This is a genomic window from Streptomyces sp. NPDC046308 (genome assembly GCF_055588065.1).
Map to the genome: position 1 here is coordinate 167,415 of NZ_JBVJFB010000005.1, position 20,259 is coordinate 187,673.

The 20,259-nt window shown below is 74.0% G+C and carries 14 protein-coding genes; 5 read left to right on the plus strand and 9 right to left on the minus strand.

The genetic code is table 11. From position 1 onward, the window contains the following. Positions 1–19: 19 nt before the first annotated feature. Entirely contained in the window at positions 20–1,360 is a 1,341-nt protein-coding gene (locus ACZ6JT_RS21455) for an RsbRD N-terminal domain-containing protein (RefSeq protein ID WP_469211877.1), read from the plus strand. Here ACZ6JT_RS21455 and ACZ6JT_RS21460 read toward each other — a convergent pair. From ACZ6JT_RS21460 to ACZ6JT_RS21475, 4 genes are all read right to left on the minus strand, one after another. After that, entirely contained in the window at positions 1,278–3,218 is a 1,941-nt protein-coding gene (locus ACZ6JT_RS21460) for an APC family permease (RefSeq protein ID WP_469211879.1), read from the minus strand. The two genes, ACZ6JT_RS21455 and ACZ6JT_RS21460, sit on opposite strands and share 83 nt — an antisense overlap. Then, the gene (locus ACZ6JT_RS21465) at positions 3,215–4,687 is read right to left on the minus strand and encodes a PucR family transcriptional regulator (protein WP_469211881.1); all 1,473 of its coding nucleotides are present in this window, start codon (positions 4,685–4,687) and stop codon (positions 3,215–3,217) included. Before ACZ6JT_RS21465 ends, ACZ6JT_RS21460 begins: the two co-directional genes overlap by 4 nt. 160 nt (positions 4,688–4,847) lie before the next feature. Then, entirely contained in the window at positions 4,848–5,303 is a 456-nt protein-coding gene (locus ACZ6JT_RS21470; RefSeq protein WP_469211883.1) for a (2Fe-2S)-binding protein, read from the minus strand. A 55-nt stretch (positions 5,304–5,358) separates the two neighbouring features. Continuing rightward, on the minus strand, positions 5,359–7,659 hold the full coding sequence (locus ACZ6JT_RS21475; protein WP_469211884.1) for a xanthine dehydrogenase family protein molybdopterin-binding subunit: 2,301 nt from the start codon (positions 7,657–7,659) through the stop codon (positions 5,359–5,361). A gap of 487 nt (positions 7,660–8,146) precedes the next feature. Here ACZ6JT_RS21475 and ACZ6JT_RS21480 point away from each other — a divergent pair, with 487 nt between their 5' ends. Then, the gene (locus ACZ6JT_RS21480; RefSeq protein WP_469211886.1) at positions 8,147–9,568 is read left to right on the plus strand and encodes a PP2C family protein-serine/threonine phosphatase; all 1,422 of its coding nucleotides are present in this window, start codon (positions 8,147–8,149) and stop codon (positions 9,566–9,568) included. Between the two features lie 147 nt (positions 9,569–9,715). Here ACZ6JT_RS21480 and ACZ6JT_RS21485 read toward each other — a convergent pair whose 3' ends face one another. Beyond that, the gene (locus ACZ6JT_RS21485) at positions 9,716–11,203 is read right to left on the minus strand and encodes a DNA-binding protein NsdB (protein WP_469211888.1); all 1,488 of its coding nucleotides are present in this window, start codon (positions 11,201–11,203) and stop codon (positions 9,716–9,718) included. Between the two features lie 230 nt (positions 11,204–11,433). Here ACZ6JT_RS21485 and ACZ6JT_RS21490 point away from each other — a divergent pair, with 230 nt between their 5' ends. The 3 genes from ACZ6JT_RS21490 to kstD all read left to right on the plus strand — a co-directional run bounded on the left by ACZ6JT_RS21490 (position 11,434) and on the right by kstD (position 15,059). Further along, positions 11,434–12,558, plus strand: coding sequence for an aminoglycoside phosphotransferase family protein (locus ACZ6JT_RS21490; protein ID WP_469211890.1), 1,125 nt, complete (start codon positions 11,434–11,436; stop codon positions 12,556–12,558). 187 nt (positions 12,559–12,745) lie between these two features. Next, complete coding sequence (locus tag ACZ6JT_RS21495; RefSeq protein WP_469211892.1) at positions 12,746–13,138, plus strand: MmcQ/YjbR family DNA-binding protein; 393 nt, start codon at positions 12,746–12,748, stop codon at positions 13,136–13,138. Positions 13,139–13,268: 130 nt separating this feature from the next. Further along, positions 13,269–15,059, plus strand: a complete 1,791-nt coding sequence (gene kstD / locus ACZ6JT_RS21500) for a 3-oxosteroid 1-dehydrogenase (RefSeq protein WP_469211894.1) — start codon at positions 13,269–13,271, stop codon at positions 15,057–15,059. A 31-nt stretch (positions 15,060–15,090) separates the two neighbouring features. Here the strand turns inward: kstD and ACZ6JT_RS21505 are convergent, their stop codons facing one another. The 4 genes from ACZ6JT_RS21505 to ACZ6JT_RS21520 all read right to left on the minus strand — a co-directional run bounded on the left by ACZ6JT_RS21505 (position 15,091) and on the right by ACZ6JT_RS21520 (position 20,182). Next, complete coding sequence (locus ACZ6JT_RS21505; RefSeq protein WP_365473909.1) at positions 15,091–15,591, minus strand: hypothetical protein; 501 nt, start codon at positions 15,589–15,591, stop codon at positions 15,091–15,093. A 642-nt stretch (positions 15,592–16,233) separates the two neighbouring features. After that, positions 16,234–19,095 carry an ATP-binding protein gene (locus ACZ6JT_RS21510; RefSeq protein ID WP_469211896.1) on the minus strand — a complete coding sequence of 954 codons (2,862 nt, stop codon included), beginning with the start codon at positions 19,093–19,095 and terminating at the stop codon, positions 16,234–16,236. A 136-nt stretch (positions 19,096–19,231) separates the two neighbouring features. Next, positions 19,232–19,639: an ACT domain-containing protein gene (locus tag ACZ6JT_RS21515; RefSeq protein WP_469211898.1), complete on the minus strand. Its 408-nt coding sequence runs from the start codon at positions 19,637–19,639 to the stop codon at positions 19,232–19,234. 72 nt (positions 19,640–19,711) lie between these two features. Next, complete coding sequence (locus ACZ6JT_RS21520) at positions 19,712–20,182, minus strand: hypothetical protein (protein ID WP_469211900.1); 471 nt, start codon at positions 20,180–20,182, stop codon at positions 19,712–19,714. Between the last annotated feature and the right edge of the window lie 77 nt (positions 20,183–20,259).

A 20,259-nucleotide genomic window follows, 5' to 3' on the forward strand; every position in this document is an offset into this window, starting at 1 on the left:
CCGTGTCAGGCTGCCCGTCATGGAGCGGATCATCGAGGAGATACGCGAGGACCTGTCCCGCCGGCTCGCCGTCGCGGCGGACCGGCTCGCCGACCGGACGCTGACCGAGGATCCCGCCTACGCCGCCCTGCTCGGCCGGGCCGAGCTGCGCGAGGGGATCCACCACCACCTCCGCCAGGCCGTCGAGGGCCTGGTCCGCAGCTCGCGGGGGCTGCCCCTCGAGCTGGCCGACGCCCGGGCCACCGGGGCGCTGCGGGCCGAACAGGGGCTGCCGCTCGCCTCCCTGCTGCGCACCCGCCGCCGCGGCGGCCGGCTGCTCTGGCAGACCCTCACCGAGGCCGTGGCGGCGCACGACCGGGCGGCGCTGCCCCGGCTGCTGCCGGGCGCGCCCGCGTTATGGGACGTCCTGGACCAGATGACGGACGCCCTCACCGAGTCGTACCACCGCACCGAGGCCGTGCGCGCCGACCGCGACAGGGAGCGCCGGGCCGCCCTGCTGGACGTCCTGCTCGACGGGGCGGCGCCCGCCGGGGGGCCGTCGGCCTCGGAGGCCGCGGCGCGGCTGGGCCTGCCGGAACGCGGCCGCTTCGCGGTGGTCGTGGTGGGTACCGGCGGCGAGGGCCCGTCCGCCCGCCCGGCCGCCGCCAAGGCCGGGGCCTCCGCTCCGCGCGTGCTGTGGCGGATCCGCGGCGAGGGGGAGATCGGCTTGGTGGAGCTGGGCCACCATCCGCTGGAGTCCGTACGGGAGCTGCTCGCGCCGCTCGGGCTGCGCGCCGGGGTCAGCCCGGTCGTCGGGGCGGCGGGCGAACTGGCGGGGGCGCACAGGCTGGCGGCCCTGGCCCTGCGCACGGCTCCCGAGTCCGGCGGCCCGCGCACGGCGCTGCTGGACGAACGGCTGCCGGCCGCGCTGGTCGCCGGCCAGGCCGAACTCGCGGGCCGGCTGCGGCAGGTGGTGCTGGGCCCGGTGCTCGCGCTGGCCGCCGAGGACCGGCGGACCCTGCTGACCACCCTCGGGACCTGGCTCGCCTGCCAGGGCTCGACCACGCACGCCGCGCAGCGGCTGTACTGCCACCGCAACACCGTCTCCAACCGGCTGCGCCGCCTGGAGCAGCTCACCGGACGCTCCCTCACCGACCCGCGGCACGTGGTCGAACTGGCGCTGGCACACGCGGCGGTGGTCCAGCACGCCGCCGCCCGGCACGCCGCGGCCTCGCAGACGGCGGGCCCGCACGCGGCGGGCCGGGCCCCGGTGGTCCGGCAGGCCGGCGGGGAGGCTCCTACCCCTCCTGGCCCGCGGGCCGGGCGGACTTCGCCGACTCCAGCAGGTACGGCACGTCGATCACCGCGACGCCCGGCGTGAACAGCAGCCGGGCCTTCAGCCGCAGGGCGTTCTGGTTGTGCAGCGGCTGCTCCCACCAGTGCCCGACGACGTACTCCGGGATCACCACCGACAGCACGTCCGTGCCGTCGTCCGCGGCCAGTTCCTGGACGTGGGCCATGATCGGGCCCACCACCTCGCGGTAGGGAGAGTGCAGGATCTTCAGGGGGAGCCCCGGATCGTGCGCGGCCCATGCCTCCCGCAGCCGGGCCGCCTCCCCTTCGTCCGCGGCGACGGTGACCGCCGTCAGGGTGTCGGGGCGCAGCCCCTGCGCGTAGCCGATGGCCTTGAGCGTCGGGGCCTGCACGGCGGAGACGAGCACGAGGACGTGGTGTCGGGCCGGCTTGCGCGGTTTGACGTGGGGGGCGACGGCGACCTGCCGGGCGACCTGTTCGTAGTGGCGGCGTACGCCCTTCATTCCGAGGAAGAGCAGCGGCATGGCGATGACGACGAGCCAGGCGCCGTGCGTGAACTTGGTGAGCAGGACGATGACCAGGACCAGCGCGGTCAGGGAGGCGCCGACCGCGTTGATGGCGCGCCTGCGGTGGATGTGGATGCGCTCCTCGCGCGGGGTGGCGGGTGAGGCGAGCTCCTTGCCCCAGTGCCGGACCATGCCGGCCTGGGAGAGGGTGAAGGAGACGAAGACGCCGATGATGTAGAGCTGGATGAGGCGGGTCAGCTGGGCGTCGAAGGCGACGATGAGGGCGATCGCGGCGAGGGCGAGGAGCACGACGCCGTTCGAGTAGACGAGCCGGTCGCCGCGGTTGGCGAGCTGGCGGGGCGCGTACCGGTCCCGGGCGAGGATCGAGGCGAGCATCGGGAAGCCGTTGAAGGCGGTGTTCGCGGCGAGGATCAGGACGCCGGCGGTGACGGCCTGGAGCAGGTAGAAGAGGAAGTGCCAGGTGCCGAAGGTGGCGCGGCCGATCTGGGCGAGGGCGGTGGAGGTCGCGGTGCCGGGCGGCAGGCCCAGTTCGGTGGGGTCGGCCGCGACGTGGACCTGGTACGACATGGCCAGGGCCGTGATGCCCATGAACATCGTGGCCGAGAGCGCGCCCATCGCGGCGAGCGTGGTCGCCGCGTTCTTCGCCTTGGGCTTGCGGAAGGCGGGTACGCCGTTGCTGATCGCCTCGACGCCGGTGAGCGCGGTGCAGCCGGAGGCGAAGGCGCGCATCGCGAGGAAGACCAGGGCGATGCCGGTGAAGGTGCCTTCCGCGGTGATCGGCAGGTGGGCGGATTCGGCGCGGATGGTCTCGCCGGTCCCGAGGCGTACGGCGGCGACGGCGAACATCAGGTAGATGACGAGGACGAAGCCGTAGGTGGGGATGGCGAAGACCCGGCCCGACTCCCGTACGCCGCGCAGGTTCATCAGGGTGAGCAGCACCACGAAGGCGACCGACAGGGCGACTTCGTGGTCGTCCAGGGAGGGGATCGCGGAGGTGATGGCGGAGACGCCGGAGACGACGGAGACCGCGACGGTCATCACGTAGTCGACGAGCAGGGCGCTCGCGGCGGTGAGCGCGGCGCTCTGGCCGAGGTTCTCGGCGCTGACGACGTACGCGCCGCCTCCGCCGGGGTAGGCGTGGCAGGTCTGCCGGTAGGAGGCGACGACCACCACGAGGAGGAAGACGATGGCGGCGGCCGCGTACCAGGTGAGGTGGAGCAGTGCGACGCCGCCGAGGGCCAGGATCAGCAGGATCTCCTCGGTGGCGTACGCCACGGAGGAGAGCGGGTCGCTGCAGAAGATCGGCAGGGCGAGCCGTTTGGGCAGCAGGGTCTCGCCCAGGCGCGCGCTGTCGAGCGGTTCACCGACCAGCACGCGTTTCGCATTGATTCGCCTCATTGGGGCATGATCGTCGATTCTTTTCGCCGATCATCCCTTTTGCGGCTTGTGTCCGCAGCAAGCTCCTCCGCCCGGTGAGCCAGCCACAGGTCGTGGCGGGCGCTCGGGGACTGGAGCAGCGAGCGCTCCAGCAGCACCTCGATGCGGGTCAGCCGCTTGCGGGCGCCCGGGACGGAGACGCCCAGCGCCGCTGCCGCCGCGGCGAGTTGCGCGTCGTGCGCCAGCCAGGCGCGGACCGTGTCCCGGGCGCCCGGCGGGGCGTCCGGCCCGCTCAGCGCGCTGAGCTGGGCGCGGGCCCAGGCGGTCACGCGCGGATCGCGCAGCACCGCGTCGAGGCCGGGGGCGGCCGCCGCCGTCGCCGCGTTCCCCCGCCACGCTCCCGGGGTCAGCCGCAGCGCAAGGGAGAGCGCCGCCTGGTCGCCGAGGCGCGCGAGGTCCAGTCCGAGCAGCGCCTCGACCAGCCGGATCCTGGCGGCGAGGGTGTTGCGGTGGATCTTCAGCAGCCGCGTGGCGTGCGAGGTGAAGTTCAGCCAGGCGTGGGCGGTGGTGCGCAGTTCCTGTCCGCCGGGGTCCTGGGGACGCCGGGGCTCGTACGCGTACAGGGGCGCGAGCAGGGCCTGCGCCCAGTCGGCCCCGGCCTCGTGCGCGGCGAGCACCAGCTCGGGCCCGGGCCCGAAGCGGGCGTGCCGCTCGCCCCGCTCCCGTGCCACGGCCAGGGCGTGGAAGGCCTGGTGGTAGGCGGCCGGCGCCTCGCGCAGGCGCAGCTCCCCGCTGACCCCGACCGTGCAGTCCGGGGCCACCGCCACCAACGCCTCGGCGAGGGGGTCGTGGCCTGCGGGCACCGCGGCCGGGCCGGCCGGGACGAGCACGATGAGGTGGCGTACGTAGACCGGGCAGCGCACGATCCAGGCCCGGCCGTCCGTCAGCTCCTCGCACCGTCGCGCCACCTCGGCGCGCCGCCCGGCGCGGCATTCGACGAGGTACATCCGCATCGGCTCGGGCAGCGAGGGCCCCAGCGCTCCGGCGATCTGGTGGGCGGTGGAGAGCCGCCCGTTCATCAGCAGGTGGAGCACCGCTTCGCGGGCCCGCGACTCGGCGAGCGCGGCCCGCTCCTCCCGCCGCGCGGCCTCCTCGGCGCGCAGGACGAGCGCCAGCGGTACGGCGGCGTCCGCGAGCAGGGTGGCGGCGTCGGGGTGGTGCGGCTGTTCCAGTACGGCGGCCAGCGCGCGTCCGCCGTCCAGCGCGAACAGCAGCGTGGCGGAGCCGGGGGCGTGCAGGACGGCCGACCGTACGCCGCGGGCGCTCAGCTCGGCGGCGCCCCGCACGGCGGTCTCCGGCCCGCGGCCCCGCCCGGCGTCCACGACCCCGGTCCATCCGCCGAGGCGGGCGGAGAGCCACTCCAGCAGCGCGGCCGATCCGCCGGCGTGGGCGAGCCGGTGCAGCTTGAGGACGTCGTCGGACCGGGACACCGGCGCATTCAACCACCCGTCGCTCACTGTGCGCTGTGATACCCGTCTCGCCGGCTCACTGGGCACGGTGAACCCTGCCAACGCCCACCGGGCCGCGTAGGTTTGGCCAGGAGCGGCCGGATCCCGGCATCCACGGGGGAAGACCGGGGTCCGCCGCCGCTCACATCCTGGCGGCCGCGCTGCGGATGGCCTCGCGGATCCGGAAGTACGTGCCGCAGCGGCAGATGTTGGCGATGGCGTCGATGTCCTCGTCCGTGGGCTCGGCGGTGCGCTTGAGCAGGGCGACCGCGGCCATGATCTGGCCGGGCTGGCAGAACCCGCACTGGGCGACGTCCTGTTCGAGCCAGGCCTCCTGGACGGGGTGCAGCTCGTCCCCGTTCGCCAGCCCCTCGATGGTGGTCACCGACCTGCCCGCGCACGCGGAGACGGGCACCACGCACGGGCGGACGTCGGCGCCGTCGAGGTGGCTGGTGCAGGCCTTGCAGACGTCCACACCGCAGCCGTACTTGGGGCCGCGCACTCCCAGCATGTCGCGGAGCACCCACAGCAGGGGCAGGTCGTCGGGCGCGTCCACGGTGACGCTCCGCCCGTTGACGGTGAAGGTGTGCGAGGGCACGGCGTACTCCTGGATCCGGGACCGGCTAGGGGGTGAGTGGCTGGCGGGAAGGGGGTCAGCGGGGGTAGGGCGTGAAGTCGACGTCGAAGTCGAGGGGGAAGCTGCGCGGCTTGGAACCGGTGGCCCGGGCCCAGGCGTTGGCGATCGCACCGACCGCGGCGGGCACGCCGAGCTCGCCCGCCCCGCCCGGCTCCTCGCCGGTCGCGGGCAGCACGAAGACCCGTACGTCACGCGGGGTGTCCCGCTGCCGCGCCCAGTGGAACTGGCTGTAACTGCCTTCCAGGGGCAGCCCCTTGTCCAGGTGCAGGCCGGCGCGCAGGGTGGTGGAGATGGCGTCGGTCAGACCGCCGATCATCTGGGCCTCCAGTCCGCGCGGGTTGACGGGCAGGCCCACGTCCACGGCGATGACCGCCTTGGTGACGCGGACGTGCTCCGGGTCCCGGGTGTCGATCTCGACGAGGCACGCGGTGCGGGACTTGTACTCCTCGTGGAAGGCGATGCCCTGCGCGCAGTCCGCCTCCATCGGCCGCCCCCACTCCCCTTCCGTCGCCACCTTGTCGAGTACGGCGCGCTGGGCGTCGGTCTTCAGGAAGGTGCGGCGGAAGCGGTAGGGGTCCCGGCCGGTTCGTGCGGCGAGTTCGTCGACCACGATCTCCTCGGCGCCGCGCGTGTTGGCGGAGTACACCGAGCGCCAGGATCCGGTGGGGATGCCGGTGGGCACCTCGGTGAGCGCCTGGGTGGTGAGCCCGAAGTGGTACGGGGACTTCACCGTGGTCAGGAACAGGGTCTGGGCGAGGGTGGCGTTGCCGATCCCCGACGGCAGGCTCGCCGCCGTGGCGGTGATGATCTCGCCGAGCCCGTGCCGGAAGTCGGTCTCGGCGGCGGCGACCCGGTGCTCGAAGCTGAGGACTTCCCCCAGCAGGTGGGTGGCCCGGATCTTGTGGTGGGTGGCGGGGCGCATCCGGCCGTGCCGGGTGTCGTCCACGCGGGTCCACATCAGCCTGACCGGGCGGCGGCAGGCCTTGGAGACGCGGGCGGCCTCCAGGGCCGCGTCGAAGAAGAGCCGCCGGCCGAAGGAGCCGCCGGCCTGGACCACGTGGACCTTCACCTTGTCCAGGGGCAGACCGAGGTCGGCGGCGATGGTCTCGCGGGCCACGATCGGGGACTTGAGGCCGGACCAGATCTCGGCGCGGTCGTCGCGGACGTCGGCGATGGCGGAGTTGGTCTCCATCGGGGCGTGGCTGACGAAGGCGAAGTCGAACTCGGCGTCCACGTACGGGGTCAGCAGGGGCGGTACCAGCAGCGGCGGGGTGGCGGCGCGCAGCTTGGCGCGGATCTGGGTGTCGGACAGCTGGTCGGCGGGGCCGGGTCCCCAGGTGACCTGGAGGGCGGACTTGGCGGTGATGGCCTGTCCGAAGGTCTCGGCGACGACGGCGACCCCGGTGGGGACGGTCACCACGTGCAGGACCCCGGGCATGGCCCGGACGGCGGCGAGGTTGGCGACGGCGCGGACGGTGCCGCCGAGGGTGGGCGGGCGGCGCACCACGCAGGGCTTGGCGCCGGGCACGTCGAGGTCGAGGGTGTACTGCTGGGCGCCGGTGACCATGGCGCGGGCGTCGACGCGAGTCGTGGGCCGGCCCACGAGCGTGTGCTGCGCCGTCTTCTTGGGGGTGGCGCCGAGGGCGATCAGGCCGGGGTCGGCGGCGGCCGCGGCGAGGGAACCGTAGTCGGCGGTGCGGCCGTCGGGGGCGCGGACGGCGCCGTTCGAGGTGGTCAGTGACGCCGCGGAGAGGCCCCAGCGGCGGGCGGCGGCCGCGACGAGGCGGGCCCGGGCGGTGGCGCCGCACTGGCGGACCGGTCCGTAGAGGGAGCGGATCGAGTTGGAGGATCCGGTGAGCTGGTTGAAGAGCAGTTCGGGCCGTGCGTCGTCCAGTTCCACGCGTACGTCGGCCAGCGGCGCGTCGAGTTCCTCCGCGACCAGCATGGCCACCGCGGTGGTGAGGCCCTGGCCGACCTCCTCGCGCGGCAGCCGGAAGCGGATGGTGCCGTCCGCTTCCACGGCGAGCGCCAGCAGGGCGGAGGTGGGTGCCCCGGCCAGGATGAACAGGTCGCCGAGGTCGATGACATCGGCGATGGCGGGCAGGGACGGCACCACGGCGTGGGCGGGCTGCGGGGCGAGCGCGTCGGCGCCGGCGCGGGTGACGAGGGCGAGGGTCGGCGCCGCCACGAGGTAGGTGAGGAAGGACCGGCGGCTCTGCCCGGCGGGGCCGGTCGGCCGCGTGGCGCGCTCCTGACCGGTGGTGACGTCCCGGCGCGTGGCGCGGTCCTGCCCGGCGGCGTGGTCGTACCCGCTCATGTCGTTGTGTCCCCACGCTGCGCGGGCCCGCCCGCGCGGACCTCCCCCGGTTCGTTACCGGCACGTAGAGTAGCGACCCGCCGGAGCGGTGGGAAGCCTCTGCTCCGCGGCGACTCGCGGCAGGGGGTCCTCCGTTCGGGGGTATCTCGGTGAGGCTCGTTGATCCGGGCCGGGTGCGGGTACGACGGCGGGCCGACCTCGCACAGCTCGGCCGTACGATCGAGCGGCGGCCGATGGAGGGCCGGTTTCCGGCCGCGTCCGACACCCCGCTCCGGCCCCGACCGGCAGGTGCCGGTCCCGCCCCGCCGAAGGGCGCTGACCGGATTCGTTCGTACAGTCGTCAACCGCCGGAAGGCCTACGGCATATGCCACAAGCAAGAACGTTGCGGATGTTGCCAAACGTCTTACACGCCGTCGCGCCCTGTGCCACAGTCGTTACCGGTCCTTCCTTCAGACTTGGCCGTGCCGCGCCTGTATCGGAGTCCTCATGCCGTCCCACCTGTTCGCGGACCGTTCCGCGCAGCCGCCAGAGCCGGGGTCGGTGGACGCGCTGATCTCTCAGACCCGACGGCTGCGGGGAGAAGTGGACGCGGTCCGCCGCGACACCGTCGTGGACGACGACGACGCCCAGGGCCGCTGGCAGCGCGCGCTGTGCGATCTCGCCGTCCACCACCTCGACGACCTCCGCGAGCACCTCGACCAGCTCAAGGAGGGCCTGCCTCCGGCACCCGAGACCGTCGAGCTCCCCCAGGCGGCGCCCGAGGCCGGGCCCGAGGCCCAGACCCGCGTCGGCAGCGCCGAGTGGAACCTGCTGACGGACGAGGTCAGCTGGTCCGACGAGCTGTTCCAGATCTTCGGGCGCTCGCCCGAGGCCGGCGCGCTCCCCCTCGACGAACTGGGCTCCACCCTGTTCTCCGAGGACCAGCCGCTGCTCACCGCGTGGGTCACCGCCTGCCTGGTGGACGGCAAACCGATCGACGGCGAGTTCCGCATCGTCCGGGCCGACGGCCGCGTCCGGACGCTGCACATGAGGGGCGAGCCGGTACTCGACTCCGACGGCTGCACGGCCTCCATGTGGGCCGTGCTGCGGGACGTGAGTGAACTGCGCCGGAGCCAGCGCGCGGTGCGCGAGTCCCGTGACTCGCTGCAGCGCCAGCGGGAGATCGCGCAGACCGAGCACCGGCTGGCGGTCGAGCTGCAGGAAGCCGTGCTCCCCCCGTGGCGCGGCTCCCTGCGGTTCCCGCACAGCAGCGCGGGCACGCTGGACGTGGCCGCCCACTACCTGCCGTCGGCGACCAGCGCGCTGATCGGCGGCGACTGGTACGACGCGCTCGAACTCCCCGACGGATGCTCGATGCTGACGGTCGGTGACCTGACCGGGCACGGGGTGACCGCCACCTCCGGGATGGCGATGATGCTGGGCGCCCTGCGCGGGATGGCCATGGCGGGGATCGAACCCGGTCCGCTGATGGGCTGGCTCAACCAGCTCCTGGAGACGTCCGTGCAGCCGGCGCTCGGCTCGGCCGTGTGCTGCCGCTACGATCCCGCGCGCCGGGTGCTGTCCTGGGCGCAGGCGGGTCACCCGGCACCGCTGCTGTTCCGCCGCGGGTCGGGCCGGTCCCTGCTGCCCCCGGAGGGCGTCCTGCTGGGCGCGACCTCCGGAGCCTCGTACGGACAGGCCGAGGAACGGCTCGAGGCCGGCGACCTGTTGGTGCTGCACACGGACGGACTGACTCCGCGCAGCATCGAGTTCAGCCGGGCCGACGGTACCGAGCGGCTGCTGGCGCTCGCGCCGCGGTTCTCGGCGGCGAGGTCGGCGCAGGAGTGCGTACGGATCGTCATCGAGGAGTTCGGCGAAAGCGAGCGGGAGGACGACGCCTGCGTGCTCGTGGCCCGTGTGGGCGGGTAACGGGCGACAACCGTACGGGCTTCAGGGCCCACTTGGTTCAGGGGCCGCGCCGGAGGGCGCGGCCTTTCTCGTCTCCGTACACGTACACGGCGTGGTACGCGTACGCGGCGTGGGGGGCACTCGGGGCGGACGGGGGTCGGCGTGGGACTACACCCCCGTGGCGCGCTGCGCCGGGCTGTCCGGGAGGGCCAGCTTGATCTCCTGGCGCAGGTCCTCGATGCGCGGGTAGCCGGAGTACTGGGCGGTGAGCCGGTACATCTCGCGCAGCCGGTCCCAGGTCCGGTGCGAGGAGGTCTCGTTCATCGAGACCAGGGCGAGGCGCGCGTAGCGGTCGGCCTGTTCCGGCTCGTCGGCGATGAAGCAGGCCGAGGCCATGGAGATGTAGTCGAAGATCTGCGAGCGCTGGTAGCCCTCGCCGCGCAGCCGCAGGGCCTCGCGGGCGTGGCGCGCGGCGATCGGCGCCGCCGAGGCGTCGTGGTCGGCGAGGGTGCGGTAGGCGAGGGCCTGCATGCCGTGCAGGTCGGCCTCGTCGAAGTGCTGCATCCAGCTCGGCGGCGGCACGTCGCCCTTGTCGGAGACGAACAGTTCCTCCGCCTCGCCCAGGGTGCGGCGCATGGCCTGGCCCTTGCCCATGGCGGCCTGCGCCCAGGCCTCGATGGTGTGCAGCATGGCGCGGGTGCGCGGCAGGGTCTGCTCGCCCGAGCCCGACTGGGCGAGCTTCATCAGGTCCAGGGCCTCGTTCGGCTTGCCCAGGTGGACCATCTGCCGGGCGGCGCGGGACAGCGCCTCGCCGGCGCGCGGCCGGTCGCCGCCCTCGCGGGCCGCGTGGGCCGCGATGACGAAGTACTTCTGCGCCGTGGGCTCCAGGCCCACGTCGTGGGACATCCAGCCCGCGAGCACGGCCAGGTTGGCAGCCACCCCCCAGAGGCGCCGCTGGAGGTGGTCGGGGTGGTGGTAGGCGAGCATCCCGCCGACCTCGTTGAGCTGGCCGACGACGGCCTTGCGCTGGAGACCGCCTCCTCTGGAGGCGTCCCAGGCGCGGAACACCTCGACGGAGCGCTCCAGGGCCTCGATCTCCTGGGAGCCGATCGGGGCCGCCTCGTAGCGGTCGTATCCGGCGGGATCGGCCTGGAAGGCCTCCCCGAAGTGCCGCGCCTCCTTGGCGAGGCCGGGGTCGGTGTGCAGCCAGTCGTACATGGCGTTGCTGAGGACAGAGCCGGCGGTGAGCACGGCGCCCGCGCCCATCAGACCGCGACGGTTGAGCATGAGGTCCATTCCCGTGAATTCGGTGAGGACCGCGGCTGTGCGTTCGGGCGCCCACGGCATCCCGTCGGGGTTCTCACGAGCCCCTTCCGGCTGCCGTCTGGAGGTGCGCCGCTGCCGTACGAACCCGAGGTCCTCGATGGTCACGACACGACCGAGCCGCTCGGTGAACAGTGCTGCCAGTACCGTGGGCACCGGTTCGCGCGGGGTCTCCCCCATGTCGATCCAGCGCCGTACCCGCGAGGTGTCGGTGGCCAGCTGGGGGTGGCCCATGGCCGCCGCCTGCCGATTGACCATCCTCGCCAGTTCGCCCTTCGACCAGCCGGCCAGGCCGAACAGGTCGTTCAAGCGGGTGTTTGGACCTTTGCTCACGTCAAGCCCCCAGGTTCTCGGCTGAGTTGACAGTAGCCCCCCGTCAGATGCCCAGCGACTATTCGCCAGGCTTCGCCAGGGCACGCCCGATGGTTCGCCACCTCGCGCCGGGTGTCAGGTAGGAATGCGCCTCCCCGACCCGGTCACCGGCGGAACTCCCCAGGGTGAAGCACGGGATCCGGCGGGGCGGCGTACGCAACTCGTCGGCGCACGAAGGGATCCGTATCACCATGTACGCAGCAACGTCCTCCGTGTCCGCACCGGTCCGGCCGCACCGCACGCTCCCCGCCGGCGGCGGCCCCTACCTCGAACCCGGCCGCCCGTCGGCACCGGTGCAGGGCACCGTCCGGGCGCGGCGCATGCCGGGTACCGGGGCACAACCCGTCAGCGGCAGGATCGACCTCTCGGGGCCGCAGGGGGCGCAACTGCGCACCGCGCTCGCCTCGGTGCAGCGGATCTGTCCGGAGTTCGCGCCGGTGCAGGTGCTGCGGCGCAGCGGCCGCTCGGTCCTCCTGGTGGGCACCACAGGGCGGATGACCGCCGTCGCGAAGGTTTTACTGGACCACTCGCCGGAGTGGCGCGAGCGCTACCGGCACGAAATAGCGGCATACCGGACCTTCGTCCGGCACCGCCCGCCGGTCCGGGTGCCGCGGCTGATCGCCGCCGACCCCGAGAACTGCACGCTGGTGGTGGAGCGGATGGCGGGCCGGGTCGCGGCCCTGCAGCGGCATCCGGTGGAGCCGCCCCCGCGGGTGGACCTGCGGGCGGCCCTGGGCGCGGTGTGCCGGGTCAACCAGTGGCGGCCCCCGGCCGAGCTGTTCGGCACCCCGATGAACTACGCGCGGCGGATCGCCCGCGACTACGAGTTGGGCCTGCTGACCGACCGGGATCTCGGCGACCTGCAGAAGCTGCTGCACGGCGTGAAGCTGTCGGGCACGGCGCTGCAGTTCAACCACGGTGACGCACTGCTGTCGAACCTGCTGCTGTCCCCGGCCGGTCCGGTGCTGCTCGACTGGGAGCACGCGGGCTGGTACCTGCCGGGCTACGACCTCGCCACGCTGTGGACGGTCCTGGGCGACGCCCCGGCCGCCCGTGCCCAGATCAGCCGGCTCGCCCAGTCGGCGGGTCCGGCCGCGCGGGACGCCTTCCTGGTCAATCTGATGCTGGTGCTGACCCGGGAGATCCGGATGTCCGAGACGGCGGTCCAGCGCTCGATGCTGGCGACCGCCCCGACGCAGCCGCTGCCGGCGGGCTCGCTGTCCTGCGGTGAGGAGCAGCGGCTGCTGCTCCGCCGCCTGCACGACGACGCCGGGATGGCGCGCAGAGCGGTACGTGCGGCGGTCGGCACGCGCTGATCCGCTCGGACCGGCGCCCCTTGTACGCGAAGTCCCGTGGCCCCCACCGCCACGGGACTTCGCTCGTTCGCGGGTGCGCAGACGCCCGGGCGCCGCGCGGGCGGCTCCCCGGCCGCGCGGTGCGGTCGCGCCCCGGATGTCCCGTCGGGCTCCGTTAGCGTGGGGAGACGATCGACGGGAGGCGCTGATGAAGTCCGGAGTGCGCAAGTGGGAGGCGGTGCGGGAGTTCGCCCTCGGCCTTCCGGAGGCCGTGGAGGAGTATCCCTGGGGTCCCGAGGACTGTGTGGTGAAGGTGAACAAGAAGATCTTCGTCTTCCTGGGCAGCACCGACGGGCCCGCGCAGCCCGGCCTGTCCGTCAAGCTCAAGGACGAGGCGCTGCACGGGCACGCGATGGCAGCGCCGGGAGCGGAGCCCACCGGATACGGCCTGGGCCGCTCCGGCTGGGTGTCCGTCCCGCTGGCGGAGAAGGGGGCGCCCTCCCTGCAGGTGCTGTGCGAGTGGGTGGAGGAGAGCTACCGCACCGTGGCCCTCAAGCGGCACGTGAGGGAGCTGGACGCCCGGATGGGGGCGGGGGGCTGAGCGCTCGGTCGTGGGGCCGTGCGCCGGATGCCTTGACATCACATGATCCCCCGAAGACCTTTTCTGACTCAGCATCAGAATGCCGGAGGAGCGCCACTCCTCGTCCTCCCCACACCGCTGGAGCCTGCCCATGTCCGCAAGCGCTTCACGCACCTCCCCCGGAACCCTCCCGTCGAGACGTACGGTCCTCGCCGGTACGGGGGCCGGGGTGCTCGCCGCCGCCGTGCTCCCGCCGGCCGCGGCGCGGGCCGCCGCCCAGGACGGCCCCCCGCTCGGTGAGTTCGACGTCGTCGTGGTCGGGTGCGGGGCCGCCGGGATGACCGCGGCGCTCACCGCCGCCAAGCGGGGGCTGAGCGTGCTGGTCGTCGAGAAGGCTCCCACCTTCGGCGGTTCGGCCGCCCGTTCCGGGGCCGGCATCTGGCTGCCGAACAACTCCGTGATCCTGGGCGCCGGGGTTCCGGACACCCCGCAGAAGGCGGCGGCGTACCTCGCGGCCGTGGTCGGACCGGAGGTGCCGGCCGACCGCCAGGCCGCCTTCCTGTCCAACGGCCCGCGGATGCTGGACTTCGTGATGGCCAACAGCCCGCTCAGGTTCCGGTTCATGGAGGGGTACAGCGACTACTACCCCGACCTGCCGGGCGGCCTGCCGAACGGCCGGTCCATCGAGCCGGACCAGCTCGACGGCAACATCCTCGGCGCCGAGTTGGCCCGGCTGAACCCGGCGTACATGCCCGTCCCCGCCGGCATGGTGGTCTTCAGCCAGGACTACAAGTGGCTGAACCTCGCGGCGGTGAGCGCCAAGGGGCTCGCGGTGTCCACCGAGTGCCTGGCGCGCGGCACGAAGGCGGCGCTGTGCGGGGAGAAGCCGCTGACGATGGGCCAGTCCCTCGCGGCGGGGCTGCGCGCGGGGCTCCAGCGGGCCGGGGTGCCGGTGTGGCTGAACAGCCCGCTGGTCGACCTGGTCCAGGAGGGCGGCGCGGTCACCGGCGTGGTGGTGGAGAAGGAGGGCGTACGGGGGACCGTACGGGCGCGGCGCGGCGTGGTGGTCGGCTCGGGAGGCTTCGAGCACAACGCGGCGATGCGGGCGCAGTACCAGCAGCAGCCGATCGGCACGCAGTGGTCGGTGGGCGCGAAGGAGAACACCGGCGACGGGATCCGGGCGGGGCAGCGGGCCGGGGCGGCGCTGGCCCTGATGGAGGACGCGTGGTGGGGGCCGTCGATCCCGCTGCCCGGGGAGCCGTACTTCTGCCTCGCCGAACGGACCCTGCCGGGCGGGCTGATCGTGAACGCGAACGGGGCGCGGTTCGTCAACGAGGCGGCGCCGTACAGCGATGTGGTGCACGTGATGTACGAGAAGGACCGGGGTGCCACCGGTTCGCACATACCGGCGTGGCTGATCGTGGATCAGAACTACCGCAACAAGTACCTGTTCAAGGACATCCTGCCGACGCTCGCCTTCCCCGATGCCTGGTACCAGGCGGGCGCGGCGAAGAAGGCGTGGACGTGGGACGCGCTGGCCGGCCAGATCGGGGTTCCGGCGGGGGCGCTGCGGGCGACGCTCAACCGGTTCAACGCGCAGGCGTGGAGCGGTACCGACGCCGACTTCCACCGGGGCGACACGGCGTACGACCACTACTACACGGACCCGAACGTGCAGCCGAACTCGTGCCTGGCGCCGATCTGGGCCCCGCCGTTCTACGCGTTCAAGATCGTGCCCGGGGACCTGGGGACGAAGGGCGGCATCGTGACGGACGCACGCGCCCGGGCGCTGCGGCCGGACGGCTCGGTGATCCGGGGCCTGTACGCGGCGGGCAACGCGAGCGCGGCGGTGATGGGCCACAGCTACGCGGGGGCCGGGTCGACGATCGGGCCCGCGATGACGTTCGGCTACGTGGCGGCGAACGACATCGCGGACGCGTGACGGCCCGGCGGAGAGGTCAGGGCGAGACGGCCTAGCCCTGCTGGAAGAGCTCGGCGGGGAGCGGCTTCAGGAGGGCGTAGAGGTCATCGGTGATCGGCCGGTCCCAGCTGGCGATGGTCACCAGCACGTTGTCACTGCGGTCGAACTGGACGCAGGAGATGCGGGACTCGGACAGCTTGATCTTCCGGACGATGAGGAGGTTGTCGCCCTGCATGACGGGGCAGTCCTCGACGCCGGTGACCTCGACGTCCTCGTCGTTCTCCAGGGCGTCGAGGAGCTGGGCCACCTCGAAGGGGACCTCGCCGTCGGAGAGGTCCCGGGCCGGGGACCCCTCGGGGAGGTTTCCGATGATCATCGCGGGGCCGCGTCCGCCGAACAGGTCGTAGCGGAGGAAGACACCCTGGCAGCTGCCGTCGGGCGCGGGCAGCAGCCCGGCCCCGAGATTGCCCGGCCAGTCCCCCGGGTCCATGGCCAGGACGTCGAAGTCCGGGCCGGCGGGTGTGGCGGCGCGGTGGCGGCGGAGGAAGGACATGCCGCCATGGTACGTGGCCGCACGGGTTTTCCGGCCCGGGGGCCCTGATCCCGGCGCCGTCCGGGGATCGCGCGCGCCGCCCGGGCCGGGCGGCGCGGGGCCGGCCGCTCGGACGGGGGGAACGAGGGCGGCGTCACCGGCCGTGGCCCGCAGGGCGGGGGCGGCAGCCGCCGCCGGAGGAAGAGGGCGAGGTCCGAGGCCGTCCCGGCGGCCTCGACGTCCGCCGGGGTGGTGGACCCGGGCTCCAGCCGGTCCGCTCGGCCGACCAGGTCCACCCCGGGGTGTCCGGACCCAGCTCCCGGAGCAGCTCCGCCTGCTCCCGGGCGCCCTGCGCGACCCGTTCCGTCAGCTCCTCGGGGGCGGCCGGGCCTGCGGGAGGCCGAGGCCCGCGGGGTCCGGTGGGGCCGTGAAAAGCCGTTCCCGCAGGACGGGTGCCCGGTAGCGGCGCACGCCGCCCAGGTGCGCGCCGAGGTCGAAGGCACGGCGGACGGCCTTTCGAATGCCGATGTGTGCTCCGGAAGCGGGAGACGCGTTCACCGTGATCCATGTGGTTGACCCTGCCGCCGGACGGTGGAATCTCCCGCCTCGCTCTCCGGGCGAAACCGTCTGAACAGGTTCAACACCATACGTCCGCCCGCAGGCCTACGGTGCGTACGCCTTCAGGGCGGCCGGCAGACCCGGGAGGTCGGTGCCGAGCTTGCGGCAGGCCGCGGACAGGTCCCATTCCGGGGTCCGTGCGGGGCGGACGGAGCCGTCGGGGGCGGGCTCGCCCGCGGCCCGGCGCGCCGCCCGGAGCTCCTCCTCCGTGAGCTCGTGCTCGCCACCCTTGCCGTCCGGCCCGCACGGCACGGTGCCGCCCAGCCCGAGCAGGACGTCGGTCGCCCGGGCCACCAGCCCGTCGGCGCCGCATTCCCGGGCCGTCACCACCGCCCGCGCCAGCAGGTCCGCGTCCCGCAGTTCCGCGCCGAGCGCGCCCAGGGCGCGGGCCAGTTCGTAGCCCGCCGGTGCCTGCGCGAGCAGGCCGACCGCCTCTTCCAGCAGCCCGACCCGGTCCTCCGGGGCCGCGACCTCGGCCGCCACCCGCAGCGCCTGGCCGATGCCCGAAGGGGCGCCGAAGGCACGGGCCCGCCGGACTGCGTCGCCGGCCAGGGCGCGCGCCCGGTGCGGATCGTCCGCGACGACGGCCCGGGCCAGGTGCAGCTGCCACGGGCACCACGCCGGGTTCTGGATGCCGCGCGGGGTCAGCCGCCGGTCGACCTCCTCCAGTTCGGCGACGGCCGCCCGTACCTGGCCGCGGGCCAGTAGTAGTTCGGCGTAGACCGTCTGGGAGTCGGGGAAGACCACGGCCGCCGGGAAGGGCCTGCCGTACTCGTGCTCCCGTGCCAGCTCCCAGGCCTCGTCGATCCGGCCGCGCGCGAGCAGCGTGGTGAGGAGGATGGCTATGGCGTACCAGTGCACGGGGGTGCGCCGGCCCACGCGTTCGGCCAGCCGCAGCCCGGCCCGTGCCAGCTCCTCGGCCTCGGCGAGCCGGCCGCGCCGGTAGCGGATGTAGGCGCGCAGGCTGTAGGCGAAGGAGAGGTGCGCCCCGCGCCAGCCCTGCCGCTCGAACTCGGCGGTGCCCGCCTCGAACAGCTCCTCGGCCCGGCCCGGCCGGTCGGCGTACATGTGGGCCATCGCGACCAGGACCGGGACCTCGAAGCCGCGGTCCTCGTGGGCCCAGCTGAAGGGCCGCTCCAGCACCCGTCCGGCGTGGTGCAGCACCACGTCCACCGGCTCGCCCCGCAGGCAGGCGTCCCAGGCCCGCAGCCCGATGACGTACCGCTCGGTGAGATCGCGGCCGGTGAGCCGGTCGGCGAGCCGGGCGAGGCGCCGCGAGCGGGCCGGCGAGTCGGTCTCGGCGGCGTTGAATGCGTCCCACATGAACTGCTCCGACTGCAGGCGCAGTCGGGCGCGGACGTCCTGGGTGTTCGGGATCTCCCGCGCCAGGGACTCCGAGGCCTCGGCGAGGCGGTCGCTGTGCGCGAGCACCTGGGCCAGCCGGATGACGATGCCCTGGCGCAGCGCCGGGTCGTCGAAGGGCTCGGCGAGCGCGGCGCGCAGGTGGTTGACGGTGTTGGCGGGCTCGGTGAGCAGGGAGGCGCAGCCGAGTTCGTAGAGCACGGCCGCGCGCTCGTCGAAGTCCGGGGGTTCGCGCAGCGCGCGGGCGAGCTGGCGGCGGGCGGCCTCGGGGGCGCCGGCGCGGAGGTTCTCGCCGGCTGCCTCGCGCAGGATGCGCACGACCCACGGGTCGTTCTCGGGGTGGGTCTCCAGCAGGTGGCGGGCGGCGGCGGAGGCGCCGAGTCCGGCGTCGACGACGGCCGCGGCGGCCTTGCCGTGCAGGGCGACGCGGAGCGCGTCGGGGATGGCGCGGTAGATCCCGGTGGCGATGAGCGGGTGGACGAACTCCAGCCCCGCGTCGGGCTCTTCCGTGGCGGCGGACAGGATGCGCGCGTCGCGCAGCCGCTCGGTGGCGTCCACGGCCTCCTCGGTGCCGAGGGCGGCGACCCGGGCGGCGAGGTCCTGCGGGATCGCGGTGCCGAGGACGGCGCAGGCCCAGGCGAAGCGGACGGTGGAGGGGCCGAGGCGTTCGAGGCGGGCGGCGAGGCCACTGCCGCGCTGGGCGGCGACGAGGTCGCTCAGCAGCGGGGCGTTCGCCTCCACCGGGGTCAGGCCCTTCTCGCGGACCTTGGCGGCGAGTTCGACGGCCTCGAAGGGGTTTCCGGAGGTGACGGCCCAGGCCTCCTGGCAGAAGGCGTCGTCGGCGTGGTCGCCGAGCCATTCGCGGACGAGGGCGGCGACGGCGGCCGGGGTGAGCGGCGCGAGGGGCAGCGGGCGCTGTCCCGCCCGGCCCGGCAGCGTACGGAACGCCTCGGCGTCCGCGGGGAGTTCGTCGGGCCGGTAGGCGACGACGAGGAGCAGCGGGAGGTGTTCGGCGCGCGGGGCGAAGGCGGCGAGCCAGCCCAGGGACTCGGGGTCGGCCCAGTGGGCGTCGTCGAGGACGAGGGTGACGGGGGCGCGTTTGACGACGAGGTGGGTGAGGACCCAGTCGAGTCCGTCACGCAGGCCCTGGGGGTCGGGCGGGGCGCCCTGTTCGGGGGCGCACAGCCCGAGGGCCGGCCCGACGATGGAATACCAGCTCCCGAGGGCCGCGCGCAGTTCCTGCTCGGAGGTCCCGGCCAGCTGGGGCTGGATCAGCTGGCGGGCGACGTGGAAGGGCTGGGTCTGCTCCTGTTCCCCGCCGCGGGCGGCGAGGACGGTGCAGGAGCGGGCGTGGGCGCGGCGGCACAGTTCGGCGAGCAGGGTGGTCTTGCCGAGTCCGGCCGGGCCGGAGAACGCGAGCAGCGCGCCGCCGGCGTCCGGCCCGGGACCGGTGAGCTGGTCCAGGGCCTCGTCGACGGTGGCGAGTTCGGCCTCGCGTTCGACCATCGTACGCCGCCGCCGCTTGCGGGTCCGGCGGTCCGTCATGGCTGGTACCCCCCAGGCCTGTTCGGGAGATCAGCGTACGCCCGCGCACAGGGCGAGGTGACCCACAGTGCGGAAAGAATCCGATCTTCTTTACAACCGACCTTCCGGAGGTATCCCGGGGGGTATCCCGGGGGTGTCAGTCCCGTGCCGAACGCGCTGCGAGCCCCTCCAGGACGGCCACCGCCTCGGCGGCCCGGTCCGCTGCCACGAAGAGGTGGTCGTGGTGGTAGCCGGCGATGACGTTGCAGCTCAGTCCGTGCGCGGCGAGTTCGGCGGCGAAGGCTGCGGTGAGGCCGACGGCGTCGAGGGCGGAGTGGACGCGGAGGGTGATCCACCCGGCGACATAGTCGTACGGCAGCCCGGCCGCGTCGGCCTCCTCCTGCCGCAGCACCAGAGTGAGCCCCTCCCGCTCCAGAACGGTGGCGACGGGGGCGGTGCCGGCGGGCACCGTGCCTCCGGGCACGGTGCAGAACACGTACCGTCCCTCGTTCAACTCGGGCCGCATACCGCTCAGGAGCTTGCGCAGATCGTTCTCTCCACTCATGCCCCCACCCTACCCATCGTCCCGATATGCCCGATTGGGGACCATCGGCCGGGCGTCCCGGCCGGCGCCGGCTCACGTGTCGTCGTAGAGCCGCTGGTGCCACCAGGCGCGCGGACGGCCGCGCCAGTCCGCCCACCGGTCGGCGGGCGGGTCGGGGTCGGGAAGCGTGCGACGGAGGAACTGCGCGTCCAGGCCCCGTAGGACGCGGCCCAGCGCGGTCCGGGCGACGGGCGGCAGGGCCCGCTGGATGTCGGCCAGTTCGTCGCGGACGACGGCGATGTCCTCGCGTGCGCAGCCCGGGCAGCCGGGGCAAGGGGAGGGGCCCAGGAGCAGTCTGCTGCCGGGGCGGCGCAGGAAGCTCCGGTACCTGCCGAGCAGTTCCGCGATGTCGGCGGCTCGGCCGGGCCGGCCCCAGTGGGCGGCGGCAGCGGCATCGGGCGGCAGCCGGTCCACGGGCGGGAGTGGCCGCGTCCAGGCGGGTGGCCGCCGGTCCTCGTACGTTCCTCGTTCGGCGCGCAGCGCGCCGGGCCGTCTACGCGGCATCGCCCTTTCGGCGGATGATCGACATGGGTTCATCCTGCCGGGGCGCTCCGCGGTCGGCAAGGGGGATGCGGGCGGCC